At 57.0% G+C, this 14359-nt stretch carries 10 protein-coding genes; 3 read left to right on the forward strand and 7 right to left on the reverse strand.

The features are described from left to right. Positions 1 to 113 precede the first annotated feature (113 nt). From ACR0BU_RS01010 to ACR0BU_RS01025, 4 genes are all read right to left on the reverse strand, one after another. Positions 114 to 2654 (reverse strand): putative PEP-binding protein, encoded by a 2541-nt coding sequence (locus ACR0BU_RS01010; protein WP_480735192.1) that lies wholly within the window; start codon positions 2652 to 2654, stop codon positions 114 to 116. An 89-nt stretch (positions 2655 to 2743) separates the two neighbouring features. After that, positions 2744 to 4966: a glycine--tRNA ligase subunit beta gene (gene glyS / locus ACR0BU_RS01015; protein WP_480735190.1), complete on the reverse strand. Its 2223-nt coding sequence runs from the start codon at positions 4964 to 4966 to the stop codon at positions 2744 to 2746. A gap of 9 nt (positions 4967 to 4975) precedes the next feature. Beyond that, complete coding sequence (gltS, locus tag ACR0BU_RS01020; protein ID WP_480735189.1) at positions 4976 to 6190, reverse strand: sodium/glutamate symporter; 1215 nt, start codon at positions 6188 to 6190, stop codon at positions 4976 to 4978. A gap of 7 nt (positions 6191 to 6197) precedes the next feature. After that, positions 6198 to 6722 (reverse strand): DUF6446 family protein, encoded by a 525-nt coding sequence (locus tag ACR0BU_RS01025; protein ID WP_480735188.1) that lies wholly within the window; start codon positions 6720 to 6722, stop codon positions 6198 to 6200. A 91-nt stretch (positions 6723 to 6813) separates the two neighbouring features. On the opposite strand from ACR0BU_RS01025, the gene ACR0BU_RS01030 reads away from it, so the two are divergent. After that, complete coding sequence (locus ACR0BU_RS01030) at positions 6814 to 7446, forward strand: MarC family protein (protein ID WP_298932586.1); 633 nt, start codon at positions 6814 to 6816, stop codon at positions 7444 to 7446. 8 nt (positions 7447 to 7454) lie between these two features. Here ACR0BU_RS01030 and ACR0BU_RS01035 read toward each other — a convergent pair whose 3' ends face one another. Continuing rightward, complete coding sequence (locus ACR0BU_RS01035) at positions 7455 to 8384, reverse strand: glycine--tRNA ligase subunit alpha (protein ID WP_480735187.1); 930 nt, start codon at positions 8382 to 8384, stop codon at positions 7455 to 7457. 206 nt (positions 8385 to 8590) lie between these two features. Between ACR0BU_RS01035 and ACR0BU_RS01040 the strand changes: the two genes are divergently transcribed. Next, a complete protein-coding gene (locus ACR0BU_RS01040) occupies positions 8591 to 10330 on the forward strand; it encodes a serine protease (protein ID WP_480735185.1) in 1740 nt (579 codons plus the stop codon). A gap of 59 nt (positions 10331 to 10389) precedes the next feature. Here ACR0BU_RS01040 and ACR0BU_RS01045 read toward each other — a convergent pair whose 3' ends face one another. Beyond that, positions 10390 to 11964 carry a thiamine pyrophosphate-binding protein gene (locus ACR0BU_RS01045; protein WP_480735183.1) on the reverse strand — a complete coding sequence of 525 codons (1575 nt, stop codon included), beginning with the start codon at positions 11962 to 11964 and terminating at the stop codon, positions 10390 to 10392. Continuing rightward, positions 11964 to 13412: a TrkH family potassium uptake protein gene (locus ACR0BU_RS01050; RefSeq protein WP_298932594.1), complete on the reverse strand. Its 1449-nt coding sequence runs from the start codon at positions 13410 to 13412 to the stop codon at positions 11964 to 11966. Before ACR0BU_RS01050 ends, ACR0BU_RS01045 begins: the two co-directional genes overlap by 1 nt. A 41-nt stretch (positions 13413 to 13453) precedes the next feature. On the opposite strand from ACR0BU_RS01050, the gene ACR0BU_RS01055 reads away from it, so the two are divergent. Beyond that, on the forward strand, positions 13454 to 14143 hold the full coding sequence (locus ACR0BU_RS01055; protein WP_480735181.1) for a hypothetical protein: 690 nt from the start codon (positions 13454 to 13456) through the stop codon (positions 14141 to 14143). The last annotated feature ends 216 nt before the right edge of the window (positions 14144 to 14359 follow it).

Below are 14359 nucleotides of genomic sequence, written 5' to 3' on the forward strand. Positions count from 1 at the left end.
TTGGGCAAACGTCCAGATCAGAAGAAAAAGCAAGTGGAAAACCGCCCGTTAGGTCAAAAAATCTGACCCCAGACCCATGCTTAAACCACTATTCTTAGGGCTTTGAGGCTATGTCAACCCCCAAGTCTGGATGAAATTGCCAGTTGAGCGGCAGCCAGCCGAGCGACCGGCACCCGGAACGGAGAACATGACACGTAGTCAAAGCCAAGGTCCCGGCAAATCGCGATTGATTCGGGATTGCCGCCATGCTCACCGCACACCGACAGAGTAACATCCGGCTTTGCAGCACGCCCACGCTCGGCCCCGAGCTTCAACAACTCTCCGACCCCATCGGGATCAAGAACATGAAACGGATCTTCGGTAAATACGCCTTGTCGGACATATGCAGACATAAACCGCCCGGCATCGTCTCGCGAGAGACCATAAGTCATCTGGGTTAGGTCATTTGTTCCAAAACTCAAAAAGGATGTGTTGGGTGCGATCTCTTCAGCGCGCAAACACGCCCGTGGCGTTTCCACCATCACGCCGAGGCGATATTCGAACTCTTGCCCGAACTCTGCGGCAACCGCAGTTGCCACTGAATCGATACGGGATTTGACCAGCTCAACCTCGCGTTTGGCAGAAACCAACGGGATCATGACTTCGGGCACCACCGGCGCACCGTTCTTGCGGGCCTCCAAAGAGGCCTCAAAAATTGCCCGCGCTTGCATATCATAGATTTCTGGCACAGTGACACCCAGCCGAACGCCGCGTAGCCCCAGCATCGGGTTGTATTCAGTCATAGAATCGACCCGGCGTTCAACGTCCGAAATCGGTAGATCTAGTGCCTCGGCCAGCTCACGCTGTCCGTTGCGGGTGGTTGGCAGGAACTCGTGCAGCGGCGGATCGAACAACCGGATACAGACCGGTTGACCTTCCATGATCCGGAAAAGTTGCATGAAGTCTTCACGCTGCATGGGAAGCAGGCGTTCTAGTACCGCCGCACGACCAGAAGAGGTTTGGGCAAAGATCATCTCGCGCATCACGATCAGGCGGCCAGGATCGAAGAACATATGTTCGGTCCGGCACAAACCGATACCCTGGGCCTGGAAGTTGCGGGCTGTCTGCGCGTCTGCAGGCGTGTCGGCGTTGGCACGGATTTCGATGTCGCGCTCGGCATCGGCCCAGGCCATCAGTGTCTGAAAACAGTCATCAAAGACCGCCTCGAGCATGGCGGGCTGTCCTGCCAGCACTTGACCCGAAGTGCCGTCAATCGTCAGAACATCACCGGTTTTGAAAACCCGACCATCCGGGGCCGTCAGCAATTTCTTCTTAGTCTGAAACCGCATATCCGAAGCGCCGACAATACAAGGCAGCCCCAAACCTCGGCCGATCACGGCTGCGTGGCTGGTCATGCCGCCCTTCTCGGTCAAAACGGCGACCGCGGCGTGCATACCCCGCACATCTTCGGGTGATGTCTCGCGCCGGACGAGAATGCACGCTTCACCACGCGCTGCGCTGGCTTGTGCCTCGGCCGCTGTAAAGACAATCTTCCCGGTCGACGCGCCGGGGCTTGCTGCAATGCCAGTTGTCAGAACGTCGCGCCGTGCTTCGGGATGTACCTGCCGGTGCAGAAGTTCGTTTAATGCATGAGGATCAACGCGCATCACCGCCTCTTGTGGCGGCAGGATGCCATCCTCGGCTAACCGCACGGCAATCCGCATGGCGGCGCGGGCGCTGCGCTGCACCCGCACACCATCAAGAATGTGAACATGGCCGTTTTCGATCACAAACTCGACCTGCATTTCTTCGCGCAGCTTCTGGCGCATCAAAGCGGCCTGAGCCTTTAGTTCTGCAAAGGCTTTGGGCGCAACCTCCTCCAGCGACGGACCACGCGAGTCCCTCTCGAGGAACAGGGCAGCGACACCCTCTCCCAATGCGTCCCTGCCCTGACTTTGGCTAAGGTATCGACCGGTGATCTGCGGCATACCGGTTGTGGAATCAACAAGTTGCAGAACGCCAGATCCGCACTCACCCTGCCCGACGCCCGGGATCATCTCTTGTATGACCAACCCCAATCCGGCATCCGCTGGGGCACCTTTTGCCTGCCGCAACAACCTGGCCGACGTGCCATCCCAGGCTCGCGCCATTGATCGCAGAACTGCGACCAACTGTTCGCCCCTGTCTTGCGGAAAGGCTTCATCCGTCTCGTCTTCATAAGCACGCAATGACAGGCGCAAGCCTTCCCGACCATCCGCTTCAATGTCGTCAAACACATCAGCGTCCAGCCGCGCCACATGAATTGCGTAGCTTTGTACGAACCTCAGATACAATGCTGCTGCCGCCTCGACCCCCATCTTATCTGACAGATCGACATAGCGTGCATCGTTCATACCAATGTTCAGCACCGCCCCCGGACCACCCCAATCAGGGTCTTCAGAACTGGGTCGAACACAAAGCAGAGCTGTCGGATCAAACTGTTCCAAGATCGCGGCCAGATCGGGAACATGCCCCTCGGCAATGCGATGAACTGCATCAAATGACAATGCGACCGTGCGCGGAACCGGCAGGTCCAGCCGAACAAGGCGTTGCAGACACTTTGCCCGACCGCCATGTGTACTTGCGGCGACAGGCGCTTTGGATGTGATAAGCGTGGTATGCGGATTATTCTGCACTGCGGCACCTTTTGATTTGTCCGCAGCATAAGCGCCTGCGCCCTTCGCGCAAGGGTGATCTGGGCGCGTTGCGACACGCGCCTGTGGCTTTATCCTTCGATTTTCGTCAGATCCGCAACGCTGGAACAGATCTGCCGGATCTGGCTAAGCAAGTTCAATCGGTTACGACGTAGAATGTCATTGTCGGTGTTCACCTGAACATCCTCGAAAAACGCATCCACCGGCCCGCGCAGCGCAGCCATCGCCGCCATGGCGGCCGGGAAATCTTCGGCTTTCAGCGCCGGATCGATCTTTGCCTGTGCCACGTCCAATGCTGCGAACAACGCCTTTTCGCTCTCGGTCTCGGCAAATTTCACATCCGCCCCGTAGGAGTATTCGACGCCGTCCTTTTCCTCAGCCTGAGCCAGGATATTGTTGGCCCGCTTGAAACCCTGCACGAGGTTTTCCCCATCCTCGGTCGCAATCGCCGCATTCAGTGCACGGGCACGTTTGACCAGCAGGTTGAGGTCGTCATTGCCCTCCATCGCGATGCAGGCGTCGATGACGTCGTGGCGGATTCCTTCGTCGCGGAGAAAGACTTTAAGACGATCGTGGAAGAAGGAGAGGAGATCGTCAGATGCGTCAGGAACCTTTTGCTCAAGTTCAAGAAAACCCGCAGGAGGAGTATCCCCGATTTTTACCTTCACAGCTTGGAACGCTGCGCCGAACACGCCGTGTTCAGCGATCTCTTCTAACAAATCCTCGACTGATTCAGCCGAGAAATTGCCGTTGATCCCGCTTTCGATCCGCACAAACTGACTGTCAAAAAAGCGATCCAATCGAAGCCTCAGGTCGTTTTCCAGAATCAGGCGGGTCACGCCCAAGGCTGCACGGCGCAGCGCAAAAGGATCCTTCGAGCCGGTTGGCTTTTCATCGATTGCCCAAAACCCGGTCAACGTATCCAGCTTGTCGGCAAGCGCGACCGTGATCGACACTGGTGCGTTGGGAACACTGTCTGAGGGACCCAAGGGCGAGTAATGCTCCTCACTTGCCAGCCCTACCGCTTCAGGCAAGTCTGCGGCCGCAGCATAGTAGCACCCCATAAGGCCTTGCAGTTCCGGAAATTCGAAAACCATTTCGGACGACAAATCGGCCTTGCACCCCTGCGCTGCCATCATCGACAGTTCGCGGTCCGCGCCCACGGCTGGGGCCAACTCATAGGCCAGTGCAGCAATACGGCTGACCCGCTCACCCTGAGATCCGAGTTTGGCATGGAAAGTAACATTTTCGAGTCGACTAACCCACGGCTCAAATCCGTCAGACTTGACGATGCGCAGATCGTTCTCCCAAAAGAATTTAGCATCTGCCAGACGCGCCGACAGCACCTTTTGGTTCCCTGCCAGAATGGTCGCGCCATTGTCTGCGGTCTCGCGGTTGGCGACGGTGATAAACCGTTCGATCCGCCCGGTTTTTGGGTTGCGGACCGAGAAGAACTTCTGGTGTTCCTTCATCGAGGTCTGCAGAACCTCGGGCGGCAGATCAAGGAATTCATCATCAATCTGACCCATCAGCACAACCGGCCATTCGACCAACCCGGCAACTTCGGCCAACAGGCCCCGGTCCTCGACCACTTCCAATCCGGCCGCAAAAGCCATGTTCTTGGCATCGTTCCAGATATGCTCGGCGCGCTCATCCGGCGACAGAACCACAAAGGCGCGTTTCAGCTTGGTCGCATAGTCCTCGAACGAAGAAACGGCAAACCGCTTCGGGGCCATGAAACGATGCCCCTCGGTCGTGTCACCGGACGTAATCCCCTCGACCTCAAGCGGCACGATATGTGCGCCGGTCTCATCACTCAGAATACATAGGATCGAATGCAAAGGACGTACCCAGCGCATCGCGCCGCTGCCCCAGCGCATCGACTTGGGCCACGGAAAATCGCGGATCGTCGCCTCAAGAACTTCGGCTACGATCTCGGCAGCTGGGCGACCGGGTTTCTCAATGGTGGCGAAATATACAGAACCTTTGGGGGTTTCACGTTCTTCCAACTGATCACGGGTCAGCCCTGCCCCGCGCAGAAACCCTTCAATGGCTTTGTCCGGTGCGCCAACCTTTGGTCCTTTGCGTTCATCGCGAACAGTTGGGCTTTCCGCCAACAAGCCTTCGACTGCCAGTGTCAGACGGCGCGGAGTCGTCAGGGCTGCCGCCCCAGCATAGGTCAGACCGGCCTCAACCAAACCATCGGTGATCCGCTTTTTCAGGTCTTCACCTGCGCGAGTTTGCATGCGCGCGGGGATCTCCTCGGAAAACAGTTCGATCAGCAGGTCGGGCATTTTTGGTCCTTAGAAGTTGACGATCGTCTGGATGACGATGGCATTGGCGATGTCCACAAAGAAGGCGGATACAAGGGGGAGCACAATAAAGGCAATAGGTGACGGCCCATATCGTTTGGTGACTGCTGTCATATTGGCGATTGCCGTTGGGGTCGCACCGAGCGCAAAGCCCCCGAACCCGGCGGACAAAACAGCTGCACGGTAGTTACCGCCCATCACGGGAAACAGCACCCAGATCACGAAACCAACAGCAAACAATGTCTGCGCGGTCATAATGACCACGATTGCCAGTCCCAGTTCGGCGATGGTCCAAAGCTGTAGACTCATAAGCGACATTGCGAGAAACGCGCCTAGTGAGAATTCCGATATCAGTGCCAGCGATGGCGTCCGCGAAACGGCTGGGGCATTTGGTGCCGTCAGCGCGCGCATATTGGCAATCACGATGCCCATGATCAGGCAAGGCACAAAAAGAGGCAGCTTCAGGCCCGCTGCTGTGATCGCTTCGCTTAGAAAAAATCCGGCGATTATCGCCAGGTTCAGGTACAGCAAAACGCGCATGATCGTCAGGTGATCGATCAGCGGTGCTGCTTCATCCTGGTTGTCCGGAACACCGATGGTGTGCTCTTCCTCAGGTCGCGACGGGCTGAGGTTTCGACCTTCGACCAGAAACCGCGCAATTGGGCCGCCGACTAACGCTGCCAGGACCAGACCCAGCGTGGCAACAGCGACGCCCAATTCCGTCGCTCCGTCCAGCCCGGTCACTGCGGTCACTTCCGGGGCCCATGCGATGGCTGTTCCGTGCCCCCCAATCAATGACGCGGACCCGAACAGAACTCCCGCCTGGGCCGGATATCCAAAGGTAACCGCACCGGCCGCACCAATGACGTTCTGAAAGACAATCGTCGCCAGTGTCAAAACCAATAGCAAAAGCAGTGGCTTGCCGCCTGCAATCAAATCAGCAAGTCGTGCATTCAACCCAATTCCGGCAAAGAAAACCACCAAAAGGAAATCTCGGGCCGCCAGATCGAAGTTCATCTCCATGCCGAACAGCAGGTACAGCGCCAAAATCACCAGCGACGCCAAGAGGCCACCGGTAACCGGTTCGGGGATGTTGAACTGCCGCAGAACAGCGACACGCGCATTGATTTCAGCACCAAGAAGGTAGACGGCGAAACCGAGTGTTACCGTAATAAAAGCCGGAATTTCCAGGATTTGCTCGGCCATCTGCATCTCAACTCTGCGGTCTGGGCGGACATTCTTCGCCGACGACCGTACCGTCATAGGCTTTCTCGCCGCAATTGTTCAGAACGTGCCAGATGAAACCTCGGCCATCCTGCGTTACTGCCACAATGCGGTCCACTCCGAAATGGACGTTCTTCACGCCAATGAACGCTTCTGCCTGACCTGTTTTCATGGCATCTGCTAGCTCGATGGCATCGTAGCAGTCAAACCAACCGGGCGCAGTCAGCGGCGTTGCCTCCTCGGCGGGTATGTAGGTGGCGCGCAATTCATCCAGCGTCAATTCAGTTTCAAAGCATGCACGATATCGGATCGGAGAGCTGTCGGCATCAATCGCCTGAAAGCCGGTATAGGGGATGGGTTGCGGTGTATCCGCACCTTCGGCCAGTAACACCACATCCGCGCCGGGATTGGGTTGAACAGTGTAATAGTAGCCATAGACCTGCAAGTAATACATGCCCGCGCCAGCAATCGTGGCGGATAACAAAAGTATGAGTGCCAGAACCTTTCCAGTCATTTTTTCGCTCTTCCTTTTACGCAGGCTCTTTCAAGTGGCTTAGAAATAGGACAGGTTCCATTGCGGAACAGGCAAAGCTGAGGCTGCTTTTATGGAAACGACCCTTGCCGTAGGATTTTTCGGCGCGCTCTTTGCGATCATGAACCCGATCAGCAACTTGCCGGTTTTTCTGAGCGTCACACAAGATCTTCCTGCGGCTGACCAAAGAAAAGTCGCTTTGAAAACCTGCCTCTATTGTTTGATCCTTGGCGGCGCTTTTGCGTCTATTGGCAGTCAGACCCTGGGTTTGTTCGGCATCACGGTCAATCATTTGCGCGTGGCCGGAGGTCTGGTTGTCCTGATGATTGGGATGAACATGTTGAACGGCAGCGAAAGCAGTTCGCATCACGGGACCGAAGGTGAGAAACGGTCTTATCCGTCGCCCGACACGGTGGCTTTTTACCCTCTGGCATTCCCCATTCTGGTTGGGCCGGGAACGATTACCACGCTGATACTCTATGCCCATCATGTGACAAAGCTCACCGAAGCCGTTGTCTTTGCAGGTGTTTTTCTGAGCGTTGTGCTGCTGCTGCTGATCACCTTCTGGAATGCCGCGTGGTTGGCCAAGCGCTTGTCCGAGAACGCGCGCGTGATCATGAGCCGGTTCATGGGCATGATCCTGTCGGCCATCGCGATTGGCATGATCGCAGATGGCCTTAAGGTCTTGTTGCCTGGGCTGGCCTAAACGACCCATCAGGCCGTATGCCCGGCTGCCTCGGTCTGAACAAACGCATCGGCGCATTGTTTGGCCAATGCGCGCACCCGGCCGATATAGGCTTGGCGTTCGGTCACCGAGATCACGCCGCGCGCGTCAAGCAGATTGAAAATATGGCTGGCCTTAATGCACTGGTCATAGGCCGGGTGCGCCATGACAATGCGTTTGCCGGTTTTAGGATCGTCATGTTCCTGCGCCAGAATGCTGGCACATTCGGCTTCAGCCTCTTCGAAATGGCGCAATAGAACTTCGGTATTAGCCACGTCAAAGTTCCAGCGGGCGTATTCCTCTTCGGTTTGCTTGAAGATATCGCCATAGGTCAGCGGGCTGGGGGATTGCGGATCGTTAAAGGGCATGTCCATCACATGGTCGATGCCCAACACATACATCGCCAGACGCTCCAAGCCATAAGTCAACTCGCCCGAAACAGGCGCGCAGTCATGGCCACCGACCTGCTGGAAGTAGGTGAACTGGCTGACTTCCATACCGTCGCACCAGACCTCCCAGCCCAGACCCCAAGCACCCAGCGTGGGGCTTTCCCAGTCATCTTCGACAAAGCGGATGTCGTGCAGATCCATATCAATGCCGATGGCCCGCAATGAACCAAGATAAAGCTCTTGCAAATCTGATGGGCTGGGTTTGATCAGAACCTGATACTGATAATAATGCTGCAACCGGTTCGGGTTCTCACCATATCGCCCGTCGGTGGGACGGCGTGACGGCTGCACGTAAGCCGCGGCCCAGGCTTTCGACCCCAGCGCGCGCAGCGTCGTCGCGGGATGGAACGTCCCTGCCCCAACTTCCATGTCATAGGGTTGTAGAATGGCACAGCCCTTGGACGCCCAATAGGACTGAAGTCGCAGGATAATCTCCTGAAAAGATCGAGGTGCGCTGGACGGTTCGGTCATGACATTCCCTTTGGACGCATCAGCGCCCGGTTCCGGTCGGTTTTGCCCTTCCTATGCAAGGGGCCAAGGGGCGTCAACGGGCCAATGGCTTATTGCTGTAACTGCGCGGCCACACCCTAGAAACCCGTTCATCTCAGCATGGTATTCGCCGGGTGAAATCGCGTACTCTGCGCCAAAGAACAAACACTGCACAAGACGGGCGGAAGATGACACGCATTTTATCAGCTACTTTATTGTTTCTTATGTTTGGCCTGCGTGCCGCAACGGCCCAACAGGATCCGGGCGTTTGGGTCCAAGTCGAAGCCCAACCGTCACTACGTGAAGCACGGGACCGGGCGCAGGCTTATGCCAACACATTGCCTGACGTGAACGGGTTTCGCCTGAACAGCGGCTGGTACGCAATCGTCGTTGGCCCCTATTTGCGCAGCGATGCAGAACAGGTCCTGCGGGTGTACCGCGCCGAAGGTCAGATACCATCGGACAGCTTCATTGCGTTCTCCAATACCTTGGGACAACAGTTTTGGCCGATCGGAGCAAATGTGCTGAATCGTGGCGCCGTTAGGCCTCCGGTAGAGCCCGAAGTGCAGCCAGAACAAAACCTGACCGAAATTCAACCGCAAAGCACAGACGAAACCCGGTCGGAAGCCCTGCAAAACGAACGCCTTCTGACCGCGCAGGAACGGAAGGACCTTCAGACCGCGTTGCAGGCAGCCGGGTTCTACAACTCGACCATCGATGGCGCGTTCGGCCAAGGCACACGCCGATCCATGGGCGACTGGCAGCGTTTCAACGGGTACGAACCAACTGGCGTTCTGACCACCCTGCAGCGGCAGGCTTTGATGGAGGAGTACAACGCCCCCTTGATCAGCGTTGGAATGGCGCCCTATTCGGACGATCAGGCAGGCATTGCGATGGACATGCCACTTGGCGCAATTGAGTTTGATCAGTACAAGGCGCCGTTCGCCCATTTCCAAAGCTCAACCGATCTGGGCGCCAAAGCGCTTCTGATCAGCCAGGACGGCACCAAATCCACCTTGCGCGCGCTTTATGACGTGATGCAGTCCCTGGAAATCGTACCGCTGAATGGCCCCCGTGAATTGAAAGGGGATCGTTTTACTCTGGAAGGGCGTGGAAACGGCATCGTCTCCTACACCCAGGCAAAGCTTCAAGACGGGCAGATCAAAGGGTTCACGCTGGTTTGGCCAGAAAACGACGAAGCCCGCCGGATCAGAATTTTGGCTGCAATGACGTCCAGCTTTGCAACCTCTGAAGCTGTATTGGATGCCAGCGCCGGAGCGAACGCCGAACAGCGGATCGATCTGGTGTCTGGCCTTCAAGTGCGCAAACCACGTTTGTCGCGGTCAGGTTTCTTTGCCGATGCCAGCGGTGCTGTTTTAACCGTATCCGAGGCCGCCGACAGTTGCACACGTATCACCCTGGATGGCGATCAGGAGGTCGAGGTGGCGTGGACCGATGCCGATCTGGGCGTCTCGGTTCTGCGACCTAGTCAGGCCCTAGCGCCGATGAGTGTGGCTGAGTTCAGCGCAGATCGCCCTCGTATTCAGTCCGAAGTGGCCGTCTCAGGTTATTCCTATCAGGGCGCCTTGGGCGCGCCGACACTGACTTATGGGCAAATCGCCGATATCCGAGGTCTCGACGGCGAGGAAGGTGTCAAACGTTTGGCACTGAACGCACAACCCGGCGATGCCGGTGGCCCTGTCTTCAACGACAGTGGAAACGTTGTTGGAATGCTGCTGCCAACGCCATCCGAAGGGCGCACGCTTCCCGACTCCGTCAGCTTGTCTGCATCAGTCGAGCGGTTGACGGATATCCTGACCCAAGCTGGTGTCTCAGGTCAGTCGGGGCAAGCAAGCGCGCAGATCTCGCCTAATGAGTTGAACCGCCGTGCCGCAGGTATGACTGTTCTGGTCAATTGCTGGGACTAAACAAGTTCCAATCTAAGTAGTGAAAGCGCCGCAGAATTGCGGCGCTTTTTTTCGTGAGGCTACAGAATGTTCGGCGTAACGTGTATCAAGGTGGGTACCGGCGCTTGGAATGCGGCGCGAACCGCATTCTGCATCTCACTCAAATTGGTCGGTGATGCAGATAGTGCCCCGAACGCTTCGGCAAGTTTGCAAAAATCGGGGTTGCGGGCCACGACCGCGTTTGGCGCAATCTGCCCCCGCACCATGCTGTCTTCGATCTCTTTGAGTTTGCCATTGTCCCAAAGGATAATCGGAAGGGGTAAGCCAAGCTCGACCGCGACCCCAAGCTCTTGCATTGTATAGTGAAAGCCGTAATCGCCTGCGATCACTGCTGTTGGTTTGCCGCGTCGCGCAACCGCTCCACCGATCCCGGCAGGCAATGCGTACCCCAATGTCCCAAACCCGGTTGGGTGGTGCCAGTGATGGGGATAGGCCATGTCCCAGACTTCTTTCGCGACATAGGCGAACTGGGTCATGTCCGAATAGATCATCGTATCAGCCGGCATCGCTGCGCGCAGAGCATCCGCCACCGGAACAATGCCGGGCCGTTCTGCATCAACCTCGGCCCGCCAGCGTGCACGCGCCTCGGCAACCTCTTCTGGTGTCCAGCCGCTGGCTGGTTTCGCGCTTTCGGTAGCGGCCCATAGTGAACGGGCAAAGCTCTCACTGTCGGCCTGTATCTTCACAGCTGCCCGGTGATGGTCCGACAACACTTCGGGGTCCAAATCGATGCGCACCAGATTGACCGTATGGCCCAAGGCGTTGCGCCATAAATCGACGTCGCCCAACTCTGCACCGACCGCAATCACCAGATCTGCCGATGCAATCACTTCCGCGCTGCCCGGTCGCGGCAGCATCGCGCCAAAATCCAACGCGTAGTCAAGCCCAACCATTCCCCGCCCGGCATAAGTCGTAAAACACGCCGCGCCAAGTTGTGTTAGAATTTGCCGCCAATGATTAGACCTGCATCCGCCGCCAAGGACAAACAAGGGCCTACGCGCAATGTTCAGCAAGGAAACGACCGGCGCAACGTCAGGCGGTAGGGCTTGGGTCCGTAGTGCAGGTTGATTGGGGAATGGCGCAGGGTCCGCGCCAGCCTCAAGTTGAGCAATCGGCACCTGTATGTGCTTGGGGCGGGGACGTGACAGTTCGAATTCTTCGAAGGCGCGTTCCACCAGGCTATAGGCAGCCATGGCCGTGTTGGCCTGCACAGACCAGTCCGCCACTGTGTCCGCCGCAGCTCGCTGGTCTTTCATCTGGTGCAATTGGCCCCTTTGCGCCTGTGCCTCGTCCAGACAAGACGACAGAACCAGCATCGGTACCGAGTCGCTGTAGGCCTGCCCCATCGGGGTCATGATGTTGCACAGGCCTGGCCCCGTAATCACATAGGCAACCCCGGGCTTACCAGATGCGCGAGCGTATCCGTCAGCCATGAACCCTGCACCCTGTTCGTGACGGGCCAGAACATGGGTAATTCCGGCCTCTTCAATGCCACGATACATTTCCTGATTATGCACGCCGGGAATGCCAAAAATCACGTCAACACCGCGATCCCTGAGCATGTGCGAAATTTGCGCACCAAGGGGTCGTTTCATCAGCCTCTCCAGAATTGAACGGTAAAGATGGCGTAGACAGCCAAAAGCTCGAGACGCCCAACAAGCATACCAATCGTCAGCAGCCATTTTGCAGTGTCGTTCAGACCTGCAAAATTGCCAGCCGGTCCGATCTGATCGCCCAAACCGGGCCCGACATTTGCCAAGGCCGTCGCGGCCCCCGACACAGATGTGATGAAGTCCAGCCCGGTCAAAGCCAGTGCCCAGGATAAAACGCCCATCGACACCACGAAGAACATAAAAAAGCTCATGACCGAGGTCAGAACATCTCGCCCGACCGGGCGCCCATCATAGAGCGGCATGAACACACCATGCGGCGAGCGGATCCGCCGAATCTGAGTTTTGATCGACGCGAACAGAAGCTGGTAGCGGAACACTTTGATGGAACAAGCAGTGGATCCCGCGCATCCTCCGATCAGGCCAATCAGAAAGAACAACATAATCGGAAAGCTGCCCCACCCCATGTAGTCGACGCTGGCATATCCTGTGCCAGAAATGATCGACGTGATGTTGAACAAAGATTCCCGAAAGGCCTGTTCCCAATGATGCGGGAAGACCGAAGTCAAAAAGACCGACATGATGACCACCAGCACAAAAATCGTGGCCAGAAACGCACGGATCTGGCTGTCTTTCCACAGAGGGCTGGTGTGTCCGTTTGCCAATTGGACGTATCTGACAAAGGGCAACGCTGCCAAAATCATAAAGACCGAAGCCGCGTATTCAACGGGCCCCGAGAATGTTCCAAACGAGGCGTCGTAGTTCGAAAATCCGCCCGTCGAAATCGTCGTCAGTGCATGCACAAGGGCATCAAAAAAGCTCATCCCGAACCCGGTATAGACCAGGACGCAGACGACGGTCAGAAACACGTAGATCAGGGAAATCTGGCCAGCAATCTCCTGCGCGCGCGGCAGGATTTTACCCATGGTTTCAAACCCTTCTGAGCGGAAGATCTGCATCCCACCAACGCGCAGTTCAGGCAAAAAAACCATGGCGACGACAATGATGCCGATACCACCCAACCATTGCAGGATGCCGCGCCACAACAACAATCCGCGCGGCAATGCATCCAGCCCTGAAATCACGGTAGATCCGGTTGTTGTCAGACCCGACATCGCTTCGAAATAGGCATCGACAAACCGCAGATCGGTTTCCCCGAACAGAAACGGGATTGCACCAAAGACTGGCAAGGCCACCCAAACGCCTGTGGTCAGCAAAAAGGTCTGCCGGATCGTTAGCCCTTCGCCGACGCCATTTGCGCAGCTCATCGCCAGAACGGCACCGGCCAGCGTCGTGATGATAGCGCTTTCGAGAAAGACATACCACTCACCCCGGCCTTCGATCATGTCGGCGACCATAGGCAACAGCATGGTCGCCCCAAGAATGGCGACCAGCAGGCCAATAACATATCCGACCGGGCGAAGATCCATCATGACGCGCAGCGTTGGCGTGGCAGCCCGACCGTGTCAAGCAGATGATCGACGATTACTTGTCGGTTTTCGCGGTCACTGCTGGCAAAGCAGGTGGTTTCGAAGGTGCACGCGTCCGGCGGGGTTGTGGTTTCGGCTTCTCTGTAGCCGTGACCTGCTTGGTCGTTTGCGTGCCCTTCGCCGAAGCGCTTTGGCGTGCTTGGGGCGCAGGTTTAGGCTGCTCCGTCGTCACATTTGACACCGCTGCAGGCGTTGGTTTTGTTTCAGTTGCTTTGCGTACGGCGGGTTTAGCCGCTTGCGTCTTTGGCGCAGCGGCTTTCCGGGCGGTTGATTTCGGCGACTTAGCCACAGGTTTGGGCGACGCCTCAGCAGGCTTCGTTTCGGGTTTTGCGACCGCTACGGGCTGTGCCTTTGCCTTTGGTGCAGCCGCGGTGGCGCGTGGCTTTGCAGAGAACGCTACAACAGGTTCCGACTTGGGCTTTGGCTTTGGCGTAGGCTTTTTAGCGGCAGGCGAGGCTTTGACAGCCCCGGGTTTCGCGCGTTTTGTAACTGGCTTCTCTGTTGCTGAACGCTTTGGAGCCGGCTTCTTGGGTGCGGAAGGTTCCGCAGAAGTTGGTATTTTCAGCGCGCTGATAGACGCCATCGGCAGCTCGATCGCTGATCGGGTCATGATCTGCATGATCTTCAGCTGGTTCACCATCGCATATCCTGCGACGCGAACTGCAGCAGCCTGAAGCTCCAGCTGTTGGGTAATTGGATTCATAACGTATTTCTCCTGTAATCGCGACGCAGCTCGAAACTTTAGGATGAAGTGCCCTGCCCGCTCCAATTGCTCGGTCGGATGTTAAGGTATGGCAGTCCAAGGCGTCGCACGTCTCGGGTTCCTTTCGGGGCAACACGCCATAATTGGCGCACGCGTGCTGCAGCAGCATTCGTCCACACTGTATCGC

The sequence above is a fragment of the Ruegeria sp. CK2 genome, assembly GCF_056536585.1.